The organism is Halotia branconii CENA392, assembly GCF_029953635.1.
Classification (GTDB): domain Bacteria; phylum Cyanobacteriota; class Cyanobacteriia; order Cyanobacteriales; family Nostocaceae; genus Halotia; species Halotia branconii.
Genome location: NZ_CP124543.1, coordinates 2,842,478 through 2,865,884, shown reverse-complemented (window position 1 = coordinate 2,865,884; position 23,407 = coordinate 2,842,478). Strand labels below are relative to the sequence as shown.

The 23,407-nt window shown below is 38.7% G+C and carries 18 protein-coding genes; 17 read left to right on the top strand and 1 reads right to left on the bottom strand.

Annotated features, from left to right (window positions below; all coding sequences use genetic code 11):
- Positions 1–61: 61 nt before the first annotated feature.
- The 12 genes from QI031_RS12520 (at position 62) to QI031_RS12465 (ending at position 16,971) form a co-directional block, all read left to right on the top strand.
- A complete protein-coding gene (locus QI031_RS12520) occupies positions 62–1,150 on the top strand; it encodes a glycosyltransferase (RefSeq protein WP_281485465.1) in 1,089 nt (362 codons plus the stop codon).
- A 20-nt stretch (positions 1,151–1,170) separates the two neighbouring features.
- Positions 1,171–3,402, top strand: coding sequence for a GumC family protein (locus tag QI031_RS12515; protein ID WP_281485464.1), 2,232 nt, complete (start codon positions 1,171–1,173; stop codon positions 3,400–3,402).
- A gap of 804 nt (positions 3,403–4,206) precedes the next feature.
- On the top strand, positions 4,207–4,968 hold the full coding sequence (gene hepC, locus QI031_RS12510; RefSeq protein ID WP_281485463.1) for a heterocyst development glycosyltransferase HepC: 762 nt from the start codon (positions 4,207–4,209) through the stop codon (positions 4,966–4,968).
- Between the two features lie 237 nt (positions 4,969–5,205).
- The gene (gene hepA, locus QI031_RS12505) at positions 5,206–7,059 is read left to right on the top strand and encodes a heterocyst formation ABC transporter subunit HepA (protein ID WP_281485462.1); all 1,854 of its coding nucleotides are present in this window, start codon (positions 5,206–5,208) and stop codon (positions 7,057–7,059) included.
- Positions 7,060–7,131: 72 nt separating this feature from the next.
- Entirely contained in the window at positions 7,132–7,974 is an 843-nt protein-coding gene (locus QI031_RS12500) for a hypothetical protein (protein WP_281485461.1), read from the top strand.
- A gap of 45 nt (positions 7,975–8,019) precedes the next feature.
- Positions 8,020–9,192 carry a glycosyltransferase family 4 protein gene (locus tag QI031_RS12495; RefSeq protein ID WP_281485460.1) on the top strand — a complete coding sequence of 391 codons (1,173 nt, stop codon included), beginning with the start codon at positions 8,020–8,022 and terminating at the stop codon, positions 9,190–9,192.
- Positions 9,193–9,258: 66 nt separating this feature from the next.
- Positions 9,259–10,413, top strand: a complete 1,155-nt coding sequence (locus QI031_RS12490; RefSeq protein WP_281485459.1) for a glycosyltransferase family 1 protein — start codon at positions 9,259–9,261, stop codon at positions 10,411–10,413.
- Positions 10,414–10,443: 30 nt separating this feature from the next.
- Positions 10,444–11,442 carry a glycosyltransferase family 2 protein gene (locus tag QI031_RS12485; protein ID WP_281485458.1) on the top strand — a complete coding sequence of 333 codons (999 nt, stop codon included), beginning with the start codon at positions 10,444–10,446 and terminating at the stop codon, positions 11,440–11,442.
- Between the two features lie 190 nt (positions 11,443–11,632).
- Positions 11,633–12,844: a glycosyltransferase family 4 protein gene (locus tag QI031_RS12480; protein WP_281485457.1), complete on the top strand. Its 1,212-nt coding sequence runs from the start codon at positions 11,633–11,635 to the stop codon at positions 12,842–12,844.
- Positions 12,753–13,769 carry a glycosyltransferase family 2 protein gene (locus tag QI031_RS12475; RefSeq protein ID WP_281485456.1) on the top strand — a complete coding sequence of 339 codons (1,017 nt, stop codon included), beginning with the start codon at positions 12,753–12,755 and terminating at the stop codon, positions 13,767–13,769. The genes QI031_RS12480 and QI031_RS12475 overlap by 92 nt, the downstream gene beginning before the upstream one ends.
- A 199-nt stretch (positions 13,770–13,968) precedes the next feature.
- Positions 13,969–15,426 carry an O-antigen ligase domain-containing protein gene (locus tag QI031_RS12470; protein WP_281485455.1) on the top strand — a complete coding sequence of 486 codons (1,458 nt, stop codon included), beginning with the start codon at positions 13,969–13,971 and terminating at the stop codon, positions 15,424–15,426.
- A 183-nt stretch (positions 15,427–15,609) separates the two neighbouring features.
- Positions 15,610–16,971: a glutamate-cysteine ligase family protein gene (locus QI031_RS12465; protein ID WP_281485454.1), complete on the top strand. Its 1,362-nt coding sequence runs from the start codon at positions 15,610–15,612 to the stop codon at positions 16,969–16,971.
- A gap of 41 nt (positions 16,972–17,012) precedes the next feature.
- Here QI031_RS12465 and QI031_RS12460 read toward each other — a convergent pair whose 3' ends face one another.
- Positions 17,013–17,450 carry a secondary thiamine-phosphate synthase enzyme YjbQ gene (locus tag QI031_RS12460; protein WP_281485453.1) on the bottom strand — a complete coding sequence of 146 codons (438 nt, stop codon included), beginning with the start codon at positions 17,448–17,450 and terminating at the stop codon, positions 17,013–17,015.
- Between the two features lie 253 nt (positions 17,451–17,703).
- Between QI031_RS12460 and QI031_RS12455 the strand changes: the two genes are divergently transcribed.
- The 5 genes from QI031_RS12455 (at position 17,704) to QI031_RS12435 (ending at position 23,191) form a co-directional block, all read left to right on the top strand.
- The gene (locus QI031_RS12455) at positions 17,704–17,868 is read left to right on the top strand and encodes a hypothetical protein (RefSeq protein WP_281485452.1); all 165 of its coding nucleotides are present in this window, start codon (positions 17,704–17,706) and stop codon (positions 17,866–17,868) included.
- An 823-nt stretch (positions 17,869–18,691) separates the two neighbouring features.
- Positions 18,692–20,074, top strand: coding sequence for an oxygen-independent coproporphyrinogen III oxidase (hemN, locus tag QI031_RS12450; RefSeq protein ID WP_281485451.1), 1,383 nt, complete (start codon positions 18,692–18,694; stop codon positions 20,072–20,074).
- Between the two features lie 347 nt (positions 20,075–20,421).
- The gene (locus tag QI031_RS12445; RefSeq protein WP_281485450.1) at positions 20,422–20,694 is read left to right on the top strand and encodes a GlsB/YeaQ/YmgE family stress response membrane protein; all 273 of its coding nucleotides are present in this window, start codon (positions 20,422–20,424) and stop codon (positions 20,692–20,694) included.
- A gap of 308 nt (positions 20,695–21,002) precedes the next feature.
- A complete protein-coding gene (locus QI031_RS12440; protein WP_281485449.1) occupies positions 21,003–21,695 on the top strand; it encodes a manganese catalase family protein in 693 nt (230 codons plus the stop codon).
- Between the two features lie 371 nt (positions 21,696–22,066).
- Positions 22,067–23,191, top strand: a complete 1,125-nt coding sequence (locus tag QI031_RS12435; protein ID WP_281486008.1) for a site-2 protease family protein — start codon at positions 22,067–22,069, stop codon at positions 23,189–23,191.
- The last annotated feature ends 216 nt before the right edge of the window (positions 23,192–23,407 follow it).

Sequence of the window (23,407 nt, the reverse complement as noted above, 5' to 3'; positions counted from 1 at the left end):
GTTGATTGCAACTTGCTGGGAAGTGTTCACACAAAATTTAGATAAACTGTGGTTAAAGCTTATGAAAATTGCTCTAGTCCATGATTACTTAACCCAGCGCGGTGGAGCAGAGCGCGTATTTGAGCTGCTTTGTAAGCGTTACCCCCAAGCGGATGTTTTCACTTCTTTATACGATCCGCAAAAAACTATTGAGATGGGTGAGCGCATAGTCAAAACAACTTACTTGCAAAAAATTCCCGGCGCAGTTAAGTATTTTAGATTGATGGCTCCCTTTTATTTTCCTGCTTTTAGGGCGCTAGACTTGCAAGACTACGATTTGATTGTTAGCAGTAGTACCAGCTTCGCCAAAGCAGTACGCAAACGCTCAGATGCAAGACATGTTTGCTTTTGCCATAATGTAACTCGTTTCTTGTGGGATACAGAAACTTATTTAAAGGAGTACGGAGACTATAGATATTTTGCTCCTTTAATTGAACACGTTTTTCAAATGATGAGAAATGTAGACCTGAAATATGCTCAGGAACCTGACCTTTACATTGCCAATTCTAGTGTTGTGGCTCGTCGGATTCAAAGCGTTTATGGCAAACAAGCAATTGTAGTTAATTATCCAATTGATACCAGTAACTTTGTTTTTTCAGATCAAAAAGATGAATATTATCTGGCCTCAGCCAGAATGATTAGTTATAAACGTCTTGATATTATAGTTGAGGCTTTTAATTGGTTGGGTTGGCGATTATTAATCTCAGGTGATGGCCCTGAAAAAGCACGTTTAAAATCTAAAGCATTAAATAATATTGAATTTTTAGGACATGTAAGCGATCGCCAGCGCAAAGATTTGTTTTCTAAAGCAAAATCGATTATTGTCGCAGCTTTAGAAGACTATGGATTAGTACCAGTAGAAGCAAATGCTAGTGGTACACCAGTCATTGCTTACGGAGCAGGTGGAGTATTAGATACTCAAATACATGGTCAGACAGGTGTGTTTTTTAAAAGACAAACACCCGAATCTTTGCAAGCTGCATTACTACATTCCGGACAAATCAATTGGAATTATGAAAATATTCGTAATCATGCAGTAAACAATTTTTCGGAACCAGTTTTTTTTAATAAGGTTGAGCAAGTTATTAATCAACCTTCTAGTGTAAATTAATCAATTAAAGGATAATAAACGTGGTTCAAACTAGTCTAAATCCTCATATAAATCCCGTTTCTGATCCAGAGCCAAGCTATGGGCAAATGTTTTCAGTGTTCGTGCGGAGATTTCCTTGGTTTTTAGCAGCATTTATTGCTTCAATTGCGATCGCCGCTTTTGTGACTGTTAGAACTAAACCTACCTACAGAAGCTCAATGCAGTTGCTAGTAGAACCTAACTATCAAGGCAAACAAGAAGGAGTTGGTATAGAAAATCAGTTTACAGAGCCTGATATTCAAATAGATACTGCAACTCAACTTAACCTGATGCAGAGTTCAGGATTGATTCAAAAAGCTGTTGATCTCCTGAAATCTGACTATCCTGATATGACTGTGACCGATATTAAAAATACTTTGGTCTTAAATCAGTTAAGAACAAAACAAGATGATGTCGCTACAAAAATTTTCCAAGTAGACTATAGCGATGGAGATCCAGAAAAGACTCAAAAGGTTCTGGCTGCCATTCGTCAAGTTTATGTGGACTATAACAAGCAGCAACAAGATTCACGTCTACAAAAAGGTCTGCAAGTAATCAGAGAACAGTTAAGTAAGGCTAGTGAAGAAGTTAATGCCTCTGAGACTAACCTCCAACGGTTCCGCAGAAACCAGAATTTAATCGACCCGGTGTCACAAGCTAAAGCCCTTGAAGATGCTTTGAACAATATTGAGCAAGAGCGCCGTAATACTCGTTCTCTATACGAAGAAGCTTTAGCACGCCAGAAATCTTTGCAAGAACAACTTAATCGTTCTCCAAAAAATGCTTTGGTTGCTTCTCGTCTGAGTCAATCGACTCGCTACCAAGGCTTACTTAACGAAATTCAAAAAACAGAATTAGCACTAGCTCAAGAACGCTTACGTTTTACAGATGCAACTCCGAGTGTAGAAAAGCTCAGAGAACAACTCCAAAGTCAGAAGGAGTTATTGCAACAAGAGGTAGGTAGGACTTTAGGTATCCAGTCTGCGGGTGTATTCGCTTCTAAAATGCCTCTTTTAGAACAAGGACAGTTCGGTGAAATCGACCTGAATCTGGCTGGCCAGTTGGTGGAGACCCAAACAACCATAGTGGCTTTAGGTGCGCGCGATCAAACTCTAGCCCAAAAAGAAAATCAGCTACGTTTTGAAATCAAACGCTTTCCCCCTTTGTTGGCTTACTACAACCGCATCCTGCCACAGTTACAATTTAGCCGTGAACGGTTAGAGCAACTATTGAGAGCAGAACAGCAATTACGTCAAGAACTGGCCAAGGGTGGATTTAATTGGGAAGTTGTAGAAGAACCTCAAAAAGGTGCAAAGATGGGGCCGAATCTCCAACAGAATCTTTTATTAGGCGCAGTCGTTGGGTTAATGTTGGGAGGCGTTGCTGCTTTCATTCGCGAAGCATCTGATGATTCTGTTCACACTACTGCTGAATTGGAGAAGCAGTTTGCCTTACCTTTGTTGGGTACAACTCCCAAACTGCCACCTGCTAAAACCAAAGAATCAGTGATTCAATTGCCTTTTGGTAAGCCAGAAGTATTAGCCCCCTGGACAGTCGAGGTATTACAATCCTCGCCGCGTTGGGAATCGTTGGATCTGATTTACAAAAATATTGAGTTACTCAACTCTGTCGCCAGCTTGAAATCTTTGATGATTACCTCGGCTTTAACCGATGATGGTAAGTCAGCTTTGGCATTAGGTTTAGCGATGAGTGCGGCGCGTTTACACAAACGAGTACTATTGATTGATGCCAATTTACGCGAACCGAGTCTACATGAACAGCTGAATCTGCCTAACGAGCAAGGACTTTCAACATTGTTGGCAAGCGATATCACCCTGCCCAATCAAGTGGGGATTCAATCTTATGGTTCAGCCTACATTGATATTTTGACCGCCGGGCCTAGACCTGCTGACCCAGCAAATCTTTTGAGTTCTCCACGCATGATGCAATTAATGGCAACATTTGAAGAGAACTATGATTTAGTACTCATCGATGCCTCTCCTGTTTTGGGTTTGGTAGATGCTATGCTCACAGCCTCATCTTGTCGGAGTGTAGTCATGGTCGCCAGCATTGGCATAGTGACTCGTACCCAGCTTGCCCAAGCTACAGCTATGCTTAGTAAGTTAAATTTGATTGGGGTTGTAGCCAACGGAGTTTCCAACTCCAGTAGCACTTACGTACCATATCCTCAAAAGCAATATCAACTTGCCCTGCAACAAGCGGTGGAAAAGTAGGTAATGAGGGCATAGGGCAAAAAATTAGCAATGCCAAGTTGTGCGATCGCATTTTAGCAGGTGCGATCGCACAGATATTTTATACAGGAATTTTCCGGCAACAATCTATAGAGAGAGAATCTTTGGAAAATTAGGATTTTTAGTTAAATAAAATACATAGTTGCGTTTGATTTGAACAGGATAATTTTCCAGAAACAAGTATTAAATTGAATTGTAATAATTAAACTTTTTTATGGTTAAAATTAATCGCGTGATCATCATTTATAATTAAGTATGTTTACGAGACCTTTATAATTAGCTGGTAAAAGCCACAGCTCTTTAAAGAGTAAATAAAGAATCCATTGAAGCATATAGTCAGTTCTACAGAGTCTTATATCCTAGATATTGAAACTTATCCTAAATAGCTAAACAACAAGAGTGGATTGGTTCTCCCCACAAGTTTTTCATAAAGGTTAATTGCTAGCCATCGGACTTGAAAAAATTTTGTGTCTTTGTGTCTTAGTGGTGAAAAAATCTTGAACCAAAGAGACGAGGGCAGCCGTGTGGGCGGGTTTCCCGACTTGAACGGACTGCCCGCACCAAGACACAAAGAGAAAAATAACTTTCATTCGTTCTGATGTAACAAGTTCATAACCGCTAATCAGTATTTTTGTCAAGTCGAAAAAATCCCAAGATGTATAGTTGCCACTTCAGTAACTTGACAAAATATCTTTGGAAACCAAACAAAAATCGGATCAGAGTCTTTGGCATTAATAGCCTTTGATATCAACTCAGCAACTTACTATTGTATAAATCTCAAGAAATATGACAGTTTCAATAATTCGCACTATACAGAATTATAAAGCGCCCCAACAACCCCAAGACCATCGCTCTCCATATTGCATTCTCCAATGGCGACGGGGTCAGTTATTAGTGAAGTCCACAACTCAAGCAAATCAACTATATTTACCTTCTGTAGATAACGAGCAATTATTAATAGAATGTTTAAAACATTCACCTATAACCTTAGTCAGCATAAACCCAAAACTTGGTGAAACTTGGTTGCGGTTTTGGGCTGAGGCATGTGAACAAGCTCATAAACCAATATTTCTCCGCATACCTTCAGGTAAGAAACTGCCTAAACAAAGTAGCAAATCTTTAATGTGGCTGCAACGATTAATTGATGGGATTTTAGCGTCTGTATTGTTGTTGTTAACAAGTCCAATAATTCTAGGATTGATGATACTGATGCGAATGAAATCGCCAAGGTCAATTTTCTCCCGTGAGTGGCATGTAGGCGAACGAGGTAGACTCTTTAGAGCCATCAAGTTTGACACAACAGCAAAGCATAAAGGAGCAATCCTAGGGCGTTGGATGCGTAAATATGGTTTGGACAATCTGCCTCAGTTATTCAATGTGCTACGGGGTGAAATGAGTTTGTTAAACTCTCATTGTTGGACTTTAGAAGATGCAATATATCTTGGCTTAGTCGGACAAAAACAACTCAACAAACTACCAGTAATTACAAGTTCATGGGATGTACAGACAGATTCTAATCTGTTGCATTTAGATAGCCCAACACTATAATCTACCACCAAGGTATTGTGTTGTTTTTGTGAGGGTCGTCATTTGTCACTGGTTATTTGTATTGATCAATGACAAACGACTATCCTAATACAAATTTGTAATTACGAATTACGTTAGCGCAGCGGTAGTGACGCAGGAGCGTCATTACGCACAGCAGTACTAGTTAACTTTATTTGCGCCACCTAATTACCCCGTAGCTATTTGCCTGAATCACCTAAAGTCTGTTAAAAAATGCCCATGATTTTCCAATTTACTCAACCACTCCGTAATCAGTTTAAGGCTACTAGCTTTTGGCAAAAAAACTACTTAATATTGCGTGAGTTTAAACACTTCCGAAAAGTCACTATTTTAGCGTTAATATTTTCATTTTTAGCAGCCACATTTGAAGGTTTTAGTATCGGTTTTTTACTTTCATTTTTACAAAGTTTAACAAATCCTGATGCTGCACCAATTCGCATAGGAGTTGAATGGTTTGATACTTTAGTGTTAGCTGCTAATACTTCAGCAATTAATCGATTGTATCGCATATCCATTCTGATTTTATTGAGTACTTGGATGCGGGCTGGTTTCAATTATTTAGCCCAGGTATATACAGAAATAACTCAACTGCATTTAGCCGATCGCCTACGTAAGCAAATTTTTGAACAGTTGCAAGGACTACCACTTAGCTACTTTGTGCAAACTCGTTCTGGTGAACTGATTAATACAATTACTACAGAAATTGAAAGAATTAAACAGTGGTTCAGCGGCACAGCATTTTTGATGACTAGAGCCATGACAGCCACAGTCTATTTTATTTCGATGTTTTTGCTATCGTGGCAGCTTTCAATCGCTTCTTTGCTATTATTTACCCTTGTAGGAGTGGGATTATCAACGTTAAATGCTAGAGCTAGAGAAACGAGTTTTACTACTTCCATTGCTAATGGCCACTTTACCTCAACAGCAATAGAATTTATTAACAGCATCAGAACAGTACAAGCATTTGCGACTCAAGACTTTGAACGGCAGCGTTTTTATAATGCTAGTAATAAAGTAGTTAGCACTTCCACTAATGTTGTATTAACGTGGGCGTTAGTTAGACCTCTAGCTGAAGCGATCGCAAGTACAATTCTCATCGGGATGATTGTTTTTGCCTTTACTGTTTTTGTAGTCAATGGAACATTACAAGTAGCTTCTTTATTGACTTTCTTTTTTGTATTGTTTAGAGTTGTGCCAATCGTTCAAGATATCAATGGTACTAGAGCGCATTTGAGTACACTACAAGGAGCAGCAGATAATATTAAAGAATTAGTGAGAACTGACAACAAACATTATTTACAAAACGGCAAATTGCAATTTACTGGATTAAAGCATTCAGTTGATATAGTCTCTGTAGATTTTGGTTACAATGCCAATAATTTGGTTTTAAATAATATTACCCTCAGCATTGAAAATGGTAAGACGACGGCATTAGTCGGAGCAACTGGTGCAGGAAAAAGTACATTAATAGATTTAATTCCTCGCTTTTACGACCCGATAGAAGGTAACGTTTTAATTGATGGAGTTGATGTCCGGAACTTTGAAATCAACTCACTGCGACGCAAAATTGCTGTTGTTAGTCAAGATACATTTATTTTCAACACTTCCGTCTGGAATAATATTGCTTACGGCACACCAAGCGCACATGGGTCATCAATTCGAGAAGCGGCGCGATTAGCCAATGCCTTGGAATTTATTCAACAAATGCCCGAAGGCTTTAATACGCAACTGGGAGATCGGGGTGTACGGTTATCTGGAGGACAACGCCAGCGAATAGCGATCGCTCGTGCTTTGCTACGTGACCCAGAAATTCTAATTTTAGACGAAGCCACCAGCGCCTTAGATTCTGTAACCGAGCGTCTAATTCAAGAATCTTTAGAAAAACTGGCTGTCGGTCGAACAGTAATTGCGATCGCTCACCGTCTTTCTACCATTGCCAAAGCAGATAAAGTTGTAGTCCTAGAACAAGGTCGGATCGTAGAACAGGGCAATTATCAAGAACTACTGGAATTGCAAGGCAAGCTTTGGAAATATCACCAAATGCAATACGAAATGGGTCAAAGTAATTCGTAATTGTAATCGTTAATAATTACAAATTATCTGTTCAACGAGGCTTAATTATTAATAGTTTTTGAGGAAAAATCAATGGTAAATGTAGGTTATCATACCGCCAAAATTCAAGGAAAAGCTCATCGTCATCTATATAAAGCAGCGCTGAATCAAATAGTTAGTTTTCCCCTCAAAGTAACTCAAAAAGTACCGATAAGTGTCTACGCGTTATCTTGTGAGCGTGACTTACCAGAACAAGTTGCCAGTATTCGCTCATTTATTCGTCATGTTGGTATTCCCCAAACATTCACTGTTATCTCTGATGGTAGCTACACTGAATTTAGCTCTAGTTTATTGCGTCGCATTCATCCTTGTGTTGAGGTGATACCTTTAACAAAAATTCTGAGAACGGATTTACCTCAATGCGTTTGGGATTATGCCCAGTTACATCCAATGGGTAAAAAATTAGCTGCATTAATGTCAATTCCTGTGAATGGTGCAACTATCTATACAGACTCAGATATTTTGTTTTTTCCCGGTGGGCTTGACTTAATTGGTGTAAGTAGTTCAGATGATCAATATTCTCGTTATTTACCTGATTGTTCTAGCTCTTTGGATGAACGGCTGATTTACCACAATTCTGAAAAGTTGAATCCAGTTAATGGGGGATTTATTTTATTTAAGCAGGAACTAGATTGGAGTTTTGCTATTGAACGTTTGGCAAATCTTCAAGAACCTGCGATTTATTTTACAGAACAAACAATTGTACATTTGACAATTCATCACAATCATGGTAAACCTCTCTGTTCTCAAAAATATGTTCTTAGTGTCGAAGATCAGTTTATTTATTTAGATAAACTTGCAAAAAAAGAAATCAGTTTAAGACATTATGTCAGCGATGTTAGACATAAGTTTTGGTTGAGTGTAGGTAAATCTTAACTAACTTGAATACTTCTATAACTAAAGTCAAACACAAGTTAAACAATGAATAATTCAGTAGTTGATACAAAAATGATCTATCACTGCTCTCAAGCTGACATTACAGGAGGTGGTGGTATTGAAACTTATGTAGCTTCCTTGGTACAGTCACGACTTTCAGGTGTAAGCAATGGTGTAATCACTGATTTGAAAAATGTAGATCAAAGTCAGTTTAAGTTGCTTCATGTGCATGATTTAGAGATGTTAATGGATTTACGGTCAGAGTGTCCGGTAGTATTTACTCTGCATAATCACTCTATTTACTGTCCTAGTGGTACAAAGTATTTAGCAGATCGTGGTAGACTTTGCGATCGCCCGATGAATCCTCTAGGATGTGCTTGGGGACATTTAATAGATGGCTGTGGAAGTCGCCGCCCCCAAAATATTCTACAAAATTGGGAGAATGCTGATCATTCTTTAGAGACACTCAAAAAACTGCAAATTCCGGTGATTGCTAATAGTGATTATGTGCGTCAGCAAATCATTAGTAGTGGTCTATCACCAGAACGTGTAATTACACTGCGCTGTGGCGTTCAACCAGCTACAAGCGCTACTGCACCTCTAAGTCGAGAAATTCATCAAAATCAGCGAATTTTATTTGCTGGTCGGATTGTTCCTTACAAAGGCATTGAATGGCTAATTAAAGCCTTAGCAAAAACTGATCCACAAATTCATCTTGATATTGCTGGTGATGGTTGGGGTAAACCCAATATGGAAAAATTAGCACATCAGATGGGGTTAAGCGATCGCATTACTTGGCATGGTTGGTGCGATCGTGACAAATTAGCTGCACTTTATCAACAATGCTTAGCGGTGGTGTTTCCTAGCCTTTGGCCTGAACCTGCTGGTCTTGTGACTCTAGAAGCATACACTCACTATCGACCAATCATTGCTAGCGCTGTTGGTGGCATTCCTGAACATGTGCGAAATGGCAAAACAGGTATTCTAGTTCCATTAAATAGTATTCAAAAATTAGCTGCTGCTATCAATGAATTAGCTACAAACTATCAAAAAAGCCAATTGATGGGTGAACAAGCTCAAGCTTGGTTTCAGCAAGAATTTACTATTGATATTCACGTCCAACGACTGAAAAAGATTTATGCCCAAACTATCGCTGATTTTCATCATAAAAACCACAAGAGCATAGAGTCTTGCCAGTGGTCAGTAGTCAGTGGTTAGTAGTCAGTGGTCAGTTGTCAGTAGTAACTGATCCGCGTAGCGTCAATAAACACTAAATTCAAAAATATGATTAATAGTTTTAAAGACACAATATATTTTTATTGTGACCCCAGAAAGGGGATTCCCACAGGAGACAAATTCCAACATTTATTAATTTGTTTGGCAGAAGGTTTTCGAGAACTAGGAATACCTTTTTTCTCAAATATAAACTACTGGCAAGAGTCACCTGAAAAAGAAGAATATCTGTTTAATCACCGCCCAGACATTACTGCTGATGATTGTTCTATCGTAGTATTAACCAATAATTGGTTTAATATAAAAGAGCCTTTACCAACTAGATTATTTCATGCTCAACGTCAATACAAAACTGTATATTTAGATGGAGATGACAGTGATAAAACATACATTGACAAACCAGAGTTTAGGCAATTTGATTTTATATTTAGAAATCATTTTAATAAAAAGCTAAATTATGGTCATAACTTTTATCCTTGGTCTTTTGGTCTGAGTAACCGTATATTACAACAAGTGAATGCAGTACCAAGTTTTCAACAAAGAAAAAGACAAATACTGATTAATTTTCGACATTGGAGGACTGGTCATCCAGTCAGAAATATTAGTTGTAGTTCATTTATGCCTCAAATTAGCAAAATACTACAAATTGATAATAGTGTAGATAATCCTCATAATATTTCAGAAGATTCATATCATTATCTACAATGGTTACAAACTGGCGGTCGTCACTACCCAACTTATTATCAACGTCTCCAAAATTCAATGGCTTGTGCTTGTTTTGGTGGATTTTTTGTTCCTGCTTGGCCTCAGAATCCAGGTAACTTAATTAATCGTAGCGGCAAACATCTTTTAAGCCGTCTGAGATTAAAAACTAAAACAATTGTGCAATGGGATAGTTGGCGATTTTGGGAATCATTAGCGGCTGGATGTGCCACCTTTCATATAGATTTTGAAAAATATGGCATTTCTTTACCTGTAATGCCGCAAAATTGGCAACACTATATTGGTATAGATTTAGACAATGTCCAAGCTTCTATAGATAAAATAGCTGATGACCCAGAAATTCTGAAAAGAGTTGCTATTCAAGGCAGAATTTGGGCGCTAGAAAACTATAGTCCTGTACCGACAGCACGACGTTTTTTAGAGACAATTTCTCAACAAAAAGTAACTGATACTTCCCAAGTAAAAACTGTAAGTAAAGTGTAAATCAACCTCAAAGTAGAATTAGTAAAATCCGTGCCAAACAACGTACAATTATTAGAGCCTTTAGTCAGCGTTATCATACCTACTTATAATAGACCAGAGTATCTTAAGCAAGCGATCGCTAGCGCTGTTCAACAAACTTATCAAAATATTGAAATTATTGTTTCTGATAATTGTAGTCCGGAAAATCCTCAAGCAATTGTCGAATCTTTTCAAGATCCACGCATTAAGTTTTGGCGACAACAGCAAAACATTGGGATGCTTGCAAATCAGATGTCCGCCTTTAATATGGCACAGGGTAAATACCTTGCTAGCCTCCATGATGATGATATATGGAACGAGGACTTTTTAGCCAAGCTTGTACCACATTTAGAAGCAAATTCTGGATTAGTTTTAGCTTTTTGTGACCACTATATTATCGATACAAAGAGCAAAATTAATCAGGCTGCAACTGAAGAAAATACACGAGCTTACAAGCGAGATCAACTTGCCCAAGGAATTTATCAAAACTTTTACAAAATTGGCTTAGTTGATAAAAGCATACCTACCGCTGCTGCTTGTGTAATTCGCAATGATTTTATTGATTGGCATAGTATTCCTTCAGAAGTTGGTGGCATGTGGGATTTATATTTAGCCTATCTTTGTTGTATATCTGGTCGTGGTGCTTACTATCATCCTGAAAGATTGACGCGTTATCGCAATCATGAACAAACTGATACCATGCTCAGTGGTAGTCGCAATGCTCAAGCAAAAATCCGCAAAGCTCAAAGCGAAATGTTTTGCTACCAAATCTTTGCTGAAGATCTACGTTTAAGACAATTTAGATCATATTTTCAGCAAAAATACTTGGAGGCTCATACAACTTTAGCAATTGGTTTGCTACGTAATAAACAAATAACAGCAGCCCGCCCTTATCTTTGGCAAGCATTAAGTCAACAAAAGTTTAATTTACGAACTTTAGTCGCATTGACTATCAGTTTTACACCACAACTCTTAGCCAATCAATTTTTGGGAGTATCAAAAAATATATAAAAGGGAACAGGGAACGGGCAACAGGCAACAGTTAGTAGTTAGTAGGTTGGGTCGAAGAATGAGACCCAACATTCTGGCTAGTGTTGGGTTTTGCTTTGCTCAACCCAACCTACACCTAACAACTAACAACTGACAACTGATAACTGACTTGCGTAGCATTCAACCCTAATCTATTAAAGGTAGGTGATGTGTGAAACTTTGTATTGTTACCCATAAAGTAAAAAAAGGCGATGGTCAAGGTAGAGTCAACTATGAAGTTGCTCAAGAAGCCATTCGTCGCGGTCATCATCTGACATTAATAGCGAGTGAAGTTACAGCAGAATTAGAGCAAAATAGTCAAGTAAATTGGATCAAAATTCCAGTTCAAAGCTATCCTACTGAATTTATTCGTAATTACATATTTGCTCAAAAAAGTGCCAATTGGTTGCATCAACATCGCTCTGAATTTGATTTAGTCAAAGTCAACGGAGCAATTACTCCAGCAGCAGCTGATGTCAACGCTGTACATTTTGTTCACAGTTCTTGGCTACGATCGCCTGCTCATATTTCCCGCCTCCGCCGTGATTTTTACGGTTTTTACCAGTGGATATATACAGCTTTAAATGCTCGTTGGGAAAAACAAGCTTTCCAAAAAGCAAGAGTAATTGTCGCGGTATCCCAGAAAGTAGCTGAGGAATTAGTCAACATCGGCGTACCTCGTTCTTGCATTCGCGTGATTGTCAATGGCGTTGATACACAAGAATTTACCCCAGGCACAAGCGATCGCCAAAAATTAAATCTACCGAAAGATGTAACTTTAGCTTTATTTGCCGGAGATATCCGCACACCCAGGAAGAACTTAGATACAGTACTACATGCCTTGGCAAAAGTTCCCGATTTACATTTGGCAGTGGTGGGTAGTACCGAAGGTAGCCCCTTCCCAGAGTTAGCAGCCTCCCTAGGCTTAAGCGAACGCGTGCATTTTTTAGGATATCGCCGTGATATTGCCGAGATTATGCGGGCAGCAGATTTGTTTGTCTTTCCTTCGCGTTACGAAGCTTGCACATTGGTTTTACTAGAAGCCCTAGCTTCGGGATTACCCGTGATTACTGCCACCACTACAGGAGGTGCAGAGTTAGTGACACCAGAATGTGGCATTGTTTTATCCGACTCAGACAATGCTGATGCTTTAGCAAAGGCGTTGTTGTCATTAGTAAGCGATTGTTTATTAATGCAGCAAATGGGTAAAGCAGCTCGTTTAGTCGCGCAACAACATAGCTGGACAACTATGGCACAAACTTATATAGATCTATTCGAGGAGTTAATTAAGCATGAGGAACACAGTTCTCATCCCCACCTATCGCCGTCCTCTAGATCTATCACGCTGCCTTGCGGCGCTACAGGTGCAAACCAAATTAGTTGATCAGGTGATAGTGGTTGTTCGAGATACAGATACTGAAACTTGGCAATTTCTCAACCAATTCAACTCAGACAATTTGCCACTGCATACTATTAAGGTGACACAACCGGGAGTTGTCGCTGCCCTCAACGCTGGACTAGCAGCAGTGGAAGGAGATATTGTTTCGATTACCGATGATGATGCTGCACCTCATCCTGATTGGTTAGAAAAAATTAATGCTTATTTTAATTTGGATAGTTGCATTGGTGGAGTAGGTGGACGCGATTGGATCTACCAAAACAACAAGTTAGAAAATGGCTCTTGTCAAGTAGTTGGTAAATTGCAATGGTTTGGACGTGTGATTGGCAACCATCACTTAGGAGTAGGAGAACCCCGAAAAGTCGATGTTCTCAAAGGTGTGAACATGAGTTTTCGTACCCAGGCTTTAGCGAAACCCGGTCTAAATATCGGACAATTACGCTTTGATGAGCGAATGCGGGGCACAGGAGCGCAAGTTCACTTTGAAATGGCATTTACTTTTGCTCTCAAACGAGCAGGTTGGCAGCTTGTTTATGATCCCAGCATTGCTGTAGATCACTATCCAGCCCAACGTTTTGATGAAGATCAGCGTCACAATTTTAATCAAATTGCTTTTATTAATTTAGTTCATAATGAAACTCTCGCTTTACTAGAACATTTGCCACCTCTACGTCAGGTTATATTTTTGCTCTGGGCTGTATTAGTAGGAACCAGGGATAGTTTTGGTTTAGTACAAGGGCTGAGATTTTTACCCAGCCAAGGACAACTCGCAACTAAAAAATGTTTGGCATCTTGGCAAGGACGTTGGCAAGGATGGCAGACATATCAACAATTTAAAAAACAGAAGTCAGTGAAGAGGACAAGGGGCAGGGAGCAGGAGCCAGGGGGAGAACCCCATATATCGATGTAGGGGCTTGAATCCGCCACTGATTTTTTAAATTATTCATGTCCGGCTTATTAGTTATGAATCCCGCATCTGTGCAAAAACCTGAAAACTCTTTTTCCCCCTGCTCCCTGCTCCCCTGCTTCCCCTGCTTCCCCTGCTTCCCCTGCCTCCCCTGCTCCCCCTGCCTCTTCCCTGTTCTCTTTTTTATAAGGCATATACCATAGTGATTTCTCAGCAGATACTTTTTAATAGTTTTTTAAAAGCCCACTTTTCACCGCGAGAGCGATCGCTACAAGGTTGGATAGTTATTCTTGGCTTTATATTACTGGCGATCGCTTGCTATTTTGCAGGTGCTGCGGCCATGCTGCGTATCATTTATCCCGCAGCTGCTTTAGTAGTAGCCATATTTTTATACTTGCGTCATCCCATCCTTTACATCGGCTTTAACTGGTGGATGTGGTTTTTATCAGCCCTAGTTGCTCGTTTAATAGATTATCGTGTCGGTTGGGACCCTACCCGTCAAATTTTAGTAGCACCTTATTTAGTCTCTTTTGTGAGCATTGCGACCTTCTTACGCTACTTTCCTAATGCTTCTCGTCAGGGAGGTCTACCTTTTATTTTGGCTGCTTTAGGCGTATTTTATAGTTTTCTTATAGGACTGATTTTCAACGCCCCTCTACCCGTAGCCCGTGGTCTTTTGGACTGGCTTAGTCCGATTATTTTTGCTTTTCATTTATATATGAACTGGCGAGATTATCCCAGCTATCGCCAGAATATGCAACGCGTATTTTTTTGGTGTGTATTACTGACAGGAGCTTATGGTGTCTACCAATTTGTAGTCGCTCCTGAGTGGGATCGTTTTTGGCTAATAGAATCAAAATTGTTTACTAGTTCTGGAGATCCCGAACCCTTTGGGATGCGCGTTTGGAGTACTATGCACTCTGTCGGCCCTTATGCAGCTGTGCTGCAAACTGGTCTTTTATTAATGTTTACTAGTAGCCAAGGATTGTTAACTTTTCCCGCCTCAGCAGTTGGTTATTTATCATTTTTACTTACCCAAGCCCGGACTAATTGGGGGGGCTGGTTATTTGGAGTACTGATGATTTTTGTGTCGGTGAAGACACGTTTACAAATGCGTTTAATTACTATAATTTTGGTAATGGCTATGTGTGTCGTTCCATTGACAACTATTGAGCCAATTTCTGGAGTTGTAGCCGAGCGTTTAGAAAGTTTTTCTAATTTACAAGACGATAGTAGCTTTAAAGATAGATCGGGAAACTATGACCGAAATCTTAGTCTAGCTTTAACTAGTGGTTTGGGTAGCGGTTTAGGCAATACTTGGAAAGTAAACGAAAAAACTGGTCAAATCGAAGTATTTGTAGTTGACAGTGGCATTTTAGACATGTTTTTCACCCTGGGCTGGTTTGGAGCGATTCCATATATGGGTGGATTAATATTAATTTTAATTAGCGTAACTAGATGCACTGAAGCTCGTTTTGATAGTTTTGTCAGTGCTGCCCGTGCTATTGGTATTACTTCTTGCGCCCAGCTAATTATCAGTAGCGGAATGCTGAGTATTGCTGGCATGATTCTGTGGGGATTTTTGGCAATGGCGATGGCAGCTCATAAATATTATCAACACCAAGGAATAAGTACTAGTGGTCTGTCAACTTGGAAATGACAGGGGGAGCCTTTCAAGGGTAGGGGGAGCAGGGGAGGCAGGGGAAGCAGGGGGAGAAAGAGTATAGATGCTCACTTTTATAGTTAATGTTCTTGGGAGCAAAAATTTTTGTAAATAGTATTAGGGGTATGTTACCCCTATCAGTTTATTCTGACGATCAAAGCTAGAGCATTTATTGGCGACATGGATGTATTCAAGCGTCGTATCGGTCTTGAGCAAGAGTTTTTTTTAGTAGATGAGACTGGTCATCTCAGCGATCGCGCTGATGAGTTTTTACAGGGTTGTCATTTAATGGCACAAGCACAAGGTTTAAACCCAAGTTACTTTGTGCCGGAGTTTGTCAAAAGTATAGTTGAAATTAATACACCGCCAGCCTACACTGTTACAGAACTAGCAAGAGAATATCTCAAAAATCTCAAATTAGCGCTTTCTGTAGCACGACAGATGAGTTTACGCCTTTATCCTCTGTCTAGCTACCCTCTGCATATCATGCCAGTCATGCGCGATCGCTCTAATTATCATATCCAAGCGCGGACTGTTGGCTATGAGAAGTTTTTGCACGCCGGGAAATGCACGGGTACACATTTACATTTAGAAGTCTCACCTGGAGTAATTGATCCTCGTGTGGCAGTCTCTTATAACTCCACATCAGCCGAGCGAGAAGAACTACTAAATATCTACAATTTAGCTACAGCTTGCGACTCAGCACTCATTTCTCTGACGCGGGCATGTCCTTTTTATGAAGGACAAGCGATCGGCCTAGCTGCACACACAATTCGTTATCGAGGTAGCGAAACCTTTGGCTGGGAAGGAGTTTATACTAATTTACAGCCTGTCGGTGGACTCATGCCTTATGCCGAGAGTATAGAAGGTTTAGTTGAGCAGCAATTTGCTCGGTATTATGCCTGGCTGCAAGCGATGGAAAAAGCCGGAATTGAATCTCACCTGTTCTTAGAAGCAGGAGGAAGTTTACTCAAGTCAGCCTGGAATCCAATTAGACTCAATAAACTCGGCACAGTTGAAATTAGATGTATAGATAGTAACTATCCATCGGTGACTTTGGCTGTAATTGTACTGCTGGAAAATGCGGCGAATCGAGTCAGGCGTGAGAAGTTAACAGTTAGACCAGCTAAAGGAATGCAGATATTTGAATTAAGAGGCGATCGCCTTTATGTACCAGATTTTGCATATTTAAATGGTGAGTTACTTTATACCTCAGTTACAGAGGGAGTTAAAAATCCCAAAGTTAAGGCTTACGTCGATTCCATTTTACAGTTTGCGATGGCTACGCCCACGGACACCGCAGATGCTAATGAAGGAGCAAATTTTTTAGCAACACTAAGCCAACAATTAGATCACTATCAGACGATAGAAGCTGAAATATTACAAGAGTTGACTCCTACTACAACTCAACTTTCATTAGATGCAGGCTTACGTTTAGTACGCGAGTGTTGTGACAAATTAGAAGCCCAAGTTTCCTGGATAGACACAGAAAATCCTTTAGCAGCATTAGATATTGACGAACGCTTGTCATACCATTTTTAACAATCTTAGCCACAAATAAATTGCCTGTAAGCTCGATATTATTAATTCCCAGAAATTTGTAAACATACAGTTCTTTGACGAGGGCCATCCAACTCAAAAAATAATACTGATTGCCAAGTTCCTAAACCTAGTTTTCCATCCATAATAGGAATAACTTCGCTAGTAGTCAGCATCATTGCCATTAAGTGAGAATGAGCATTTATAGGCTCATCTTCTGGTACAACTCTTAAATGCAAATCATTATGTAAATAACGGTCTGATTCGGGAGCTAATTTTCGCAAGAATACTTTAATATCTTCTAGTAGTCTAACTTCATCTTCATTAATAACCAGTGCAGTTGTTGTATGACGAGAAAATACTAGAACTTGACCATTTTGAATGGTACTAGCTGCTATAAAATCTTTAATATGAGATGTAATGTTATGAATATTAATCCCCGGTTGAGTGCGAATTTCAATTAATTTGTTATAAATTGGCATAAGTTTAGAAATAACACTTATTATAAAAATTATTTTAAATTTATTTGGTACTTTTAGTAAAAAAATATTTTGTGGTACACAAGTACGACAATTCTCAGATTTGCCTAGCTAGCGAAGTCTCAACTTCACTAAAACGCCGATTTAGTTGTCGATCAAAACTGATATCTTTAAATGCTAAATAGATAACAGAAAAACATGGTATAGCCTGTTAAAAACCTATTATGTTTACCTTGACAGTAAAATAGGGCAAAGTATGATTGCTTGGAAATATTTGGCATTTCTTATACTACTGTTAGCCGCGCTATTATCAGCAATTAAGCAAATGAGTCTTGCTTTAGATGAAGGAAATCTGGAGAGATTCACTCTTTGGACAAGTATTGCATCTTTTATTGCAGGTTTACCAATTATCCTATGGTAAATTTAGTTAGGCATATAAAATTTTTATATTGGGCATATTTTATTGATGTAGTTTTACAGAAATTTGTTAAGCTATTTTTCAACTAGATACTACAGTTATTTTGACTCATTGTTAGTAAGTTCAATGTCAATACCGTTTGGTTGAGGTAGGCTGTTCTCAGGCAGGGGGAGAGAAGAATTAAATAATAACCCTCTTTCCTCCCTTGCCTCCCCTGCTCCCCCTGCTCCCCCTGCTTGCCCAAATGTATCAACTTTAAAGTGAAACGGTATGAGAGGTTTCGAGAGACTTAACCATGAAACTTGCTTGTATCGTTTTATATCTATAAAAGCAGAAAGCGCTTTTGTGGCATATCAGTTAAATTCTTGAAAAGAAAATTGGCATAGATAACCTAGTAACCTAGATTTGCAAAGCCTGGATCTTAACTGAAAAATATAAAGAAATATTAATAGCTTTATAACTATACGAAGATTGATAGTTAAATGATTCTGTGAGAGAAAAATAAAAATGACTGGATTTTGTATCGGCAGTGTTACTTGCTGGATAGTAATGATACAGATTCTCAGAAGTATGAAGTGTAAAGGATGAACAATAAAGTGAAAATTGGTTGGTATCGAAATCGCTACAGTAAATTAATTTTTTGCAAATAATGCTGTTTGGTTGAAATCAACACATCATGGATTGCTGCTGATCTTTAAACTAAACAGCAGTAACCCTATTTTTTTGAGTGTCTTGGTGGTGCAAAAAGTATTTTTAACCACAAAGACAAAAAGATGAAAGTAGTTTTTTTGCTATTACCTATACAACCAACTACCAAGAGGTTTTGATGGTTTTTCTACTACCTAGTGTCAAATTTGATCTAGATATGATCGAAAAGTATGATACTCCTGCACCCAGATACACTAGTTACCCGCCTGCTACAGAGTTAAAAGAAGGGTTTAGTATCACTGATTTTCAAGCTGCGATCGCTGCCTCAAATCACAGAAAATCTCCATTATCTTTATATTTCCATATTCCTTTTTGTCAGAGTGCTTGTTACTTCTGCGGTTGTAATACGGTAATTTCTAATAACAAGAGTATTGCTGAACCTTATCTAGAGTACTTGGTTGAAGAAATCAAGAATATGGCAAGCTTGATTGATTCAGAGAGAAAAGTGCTGCAAATTCATTGGGGTGGCGGTACACCTAATTACTTAGATCTTGACCAAGTACAATTTTTATGGAAAAACATCAATCGCTACTTTAATGTTGATCCACAAGCAGAAATCTCAATTGAGATAAATCCTCGTTATGTTGATAAAAACTATATTTTCTTTCTCAGAGAAATTGGGTTTAACCGCATTAGTTTTGGTATCCAAGATTTTAATCGCGAAGTACAAGTAGCTGTGAATCGCGTACAACCAGAAGAAATGCTGTTTGATGTAATGAGTTGGGTTAAAGCAGCTAAGTTTGACAGTGTAAATGTAGATCTCATCTATGGTTTACCATATCAAAATCTCCAGACATTTCAGGAGACAGTGAAAAAGACAATTCAATTAGATCCTAACCGCATAGTTGTTTTTAACTTTGCTTATGTACCGTGGCTAAAGCCAGCACAAAAAAATATTCCTCAAGAAGCATTGCCTCAACCGCAAGAAAAGTTAGAAATTCTGAAAATGACTATTGAGGAATTGACCAATAGTCAGTATGTATTTATTGGTATGGATCATTTTGCCAAACCTAACGATGAACTGGCGATCGCCCAACGCGATCGCACTCTCCAGCGTAACTTTCAGGGCTACACTACCCACGCTGGTACAGAACTTTTGGGGTTTGGTGTTTCATCGATCAGTATGTTAAATGACGCTTATTTCCAAAACCACAAGCAGTTAAAAGATTACTATCAGGCGATCGCTGGAGCTATTTTACCCATTAGTAAAAGCATCAACTTGACCCAAGATGACATGATCCGACGTGACGTGATTATGTGTATAATGTCTCATTTTCATCTATACAAGCAAGAGATAGAGGATAAATATCAGATTAATTTTGATGATTATTTTACTCACGAAATAGAAGGGTTAAAGCCATTAGAAGCCGATGGACTCGTTAGTACCTCAAGTAACCATATCCAAATTACAGATATAGGTAGGCTGTTAGTTAGAAATATTGCTGTAGTATTTGATATGCATAATCAAAATCGGGATAAACAATTTTCCCGTGCGATTTAAGTCCAGGTTGACAACTATTAATTTGTCAAGTTAGTTCTCAAAGTTCAAAATTAAGACTTTAATGCTTAAAACAATTAGGACTAAAGTTTTTACTACGAACTTTTTTAGCCATAAAACATAAATTTTAATCTATTAATAAAAAGTAAAAGACATTAAATACAGATTTAATATAGACATAAATTTTTATTTTCAGCTTGTAAATATGCTAAAATTCAAATTTCTAATTAACCTCAACATTTTATCTACCTTTTGGTTTTCATATCTCTCTCATCTGGTAGAAAGAATTGCTAAGAAGTATTGGTATTGTGGATACAGATGAAAGCAAAATAAATTTTTGAGGAAACTGTATGAATATTATTGCTTGGATAATTTTGGGACTTTTAGCTGGTGCGATTGGTAAAGCTATCTATCCAGGAAGACAAGGTGGTGGAATTTTATCCACAATGATCCTAGGTATTGTAGGTGCTTTCATTGGTGGTAGCGTATTTACATTACTACAGACGGGTACATTGCAACTAACAGCTGCTAGTTTAAGTATTGGTGGTTTAGTCGTGGCTATTATTGGTGCAATGATTGCTATCTTTCTATGGGGATTACTGTCTAGAAGCAGCAACGCCTAATTTCTTTAATAAAAAGTGATGTCTAGTAGCTGTGTTAAACAGGGAAAGCATCTACTAGATACTATACCCCAACTATCTTTTCTTTTTGTCTTGAGCAAAGTTTGTAAGTAATAAAAAGCTAAAAGGCTTTTATTTATATTGGTGAGAGCCAATTTTTGAAAATAGCGCACTGATACTTCTACTACTTCTACTCAAAAGTATCTTAAAAGTGTTGCATAAAAATTTGGGTTAATTAAATGGGAGATGTTTGAGATTTTATTAAATCCCATAACCCAATATTGTGTTGAAAATAATTGAAGTGAGATTGTATGTTTTTCCATAAGAAAGAGCCAATTCATGTCGTGGATGTAGGTGATGCAGATCCTCGTTTTGCTCAATTACTACTTGAGCAATTTGGTGGAGCGACTGGAGAGTTATCAGCGGCTCTTCAGTATTGGGTACAATCATTTCATATCGAAAATCCTGGCATTAAAGACATGCTCCAAGATATAGCCATTGAGGAGTTTGGCCACTTAGAAATGGTTGGTAAGTTGATTGAAGCTCACACTAAAAATGTGGATCAAACAGATGCTTATAAGAGTACTTTGTTTGCTGTGCGAGGAATGGGTCCTCATTTTCTAGACAGTCAGGGTAGTGCTTGGTCAGCGAATTATTTGAATGAAGGCGGCGATGTAGTGCGTGATTTGAGAGCTAACATTGCAGCCGAAGCTGGCGCTCGTCAGACTTACGAATCGTTAATTAAACTAGCAGCCGACCAAAAAACTAAAGAGACTTTAGTTCATCTATTAACTAGAGAAATTTCTCACACCCAGATGTTTATGAAGGCTCTAGATTCACTGGGTAAATTAACCGACCCGCTATTTGGCAATATTCAACCAGATGAAACTGTAGATATTTACTACAACTTATCTACAAACGGTAACGGTAAAGATGAACGCGGCCCTTGGAACTCGGAGCCAACGTTTAAATATATTGCAAATCCAGCTGAAAGCAAATCCTAATTTTTGAGAGTGAAAGTTACTTTAACTTTTAATTCTCTAGAATAACTCTCAATCTTGAGAAAAATGAGTGAGTCGGTTTTAACTTCCTGACTCACTTTATGGTTTTTTAAGCCTGTATTCTATTCTCATACCAAGTTGCAGTCAAATATGGTATTCCTTCCGTCATTGCGACTAGAACAAAGTGGAAGGAAGCAATCTCATCAACCTTGAACTACTACAATAGAACCCAAATTAGTATCAATAACCGTACCTTAGCGGACGGAGACTACGACCATGACAAAGATTAAAATCCCTTAACACTCCGTTACAATAAGAACATAGAGAGAGAGGTAAATGCAAAACTCTCGCAAATGAAATTAAAGGTGTACGACATGAATGGCACAATTCGCGTTGGTAATCTCTTCGGGATTCCCTTCTATATCCATCCATCGTGGTTTTTAGTTCTGGGCTTAGTAGCTTGGACTTATAGCAGTGGACTGGCGGCACAATTTCCTCAATTAGCTGGGGGAGTAACTTTGCTACTGGGATTGATGACAGCGTTGTTATTGTTTGCCTCTGTCGTCGCCCATGAATTAGGACATAGCTTTGTCGCGATTCGCCAAGGAATTGATGTAAAATCGATCACATTATTTATATTTGGCGGTTTAGCAAGTTTAGAAAAAGAATCGAAAACCCCAGCAGAAGCGTTTTGGGTAGCGATCGCTGGGCCTTTAGTTAGTTTATTACTTAGCGGAATCGTTACAGGGATTGGTATCGCTAGTGCTGCATCAGGCCCCTTAGCTGCAATACTTGGTGTTTTAGCTGCTGTAAACTTGGCCTTAGCACTATTTAATTTGATTCCTGGCTTACCTTTAGATGGCGGTAATATCCTCAAAGCCATTGTCTGGAAAATTACAGGAAATCCTTATAAAGGTGTGACTTTTGCTAGTCGAGTTGGACAAATATTTGGTTGGGTAGCGATCGCTTCTGGCTTACTACCGCTACTATTTTTTGGTAGCTTCGCTAACTTTTGGAACTTGTTAATTGGTTTCTTTCTGTTGCAAAACGCTGGCAATGCAGCTCAATATGCCAGAGTCCAAGAACAACTTACAGGTTTGACAGCAGCAGATGCTGTAACACTCAACAGTCCAATTGTATCTGCAAACATCAGCCTGAGAGAGTTTGCTGATGCTCAAATTACCAGTGGCAAAGACTGGCGACGTTTCTTAGTCACAGATGATGATGGACAATTAGTAGGTGCGATCGCTGTTGATGATTTGCGAAATATTTCTCCCACAATGTGGTCAGAAACTCCAGTTCGAGAAGTTATGCGAGCGATCGCTCAATCGACTACAGTAAAATCAGACCAACCTTTATTAGAAGTAGTGCAACTACTCGAACAACAAAAGTTATCTGCCCTGCCTGTAATTCGTGACAATGGTGTTCTAGTGGGAATTTTAGAAAAAGCTGCGGTGATCAAACTACTGCAAAATAGATATCAACCTAACCCGGCATAAGTTATCTCCACTCAACAAGATTTCCTTTCAAACCTTCCTCAAAATTGCTGAGGGAGGTTTGGATCTTTAAATATCAAAGTATCTCTAAAACTAAAATCAATTGTATTCTTACAAATAGAGTGGGGAAACCGTACTTGAGATTACATGTTTTCTGCACCATGCATTTTAGTTTAGTTATATACAATTAAATTAATTACCACTGTTAACTGTTAACTG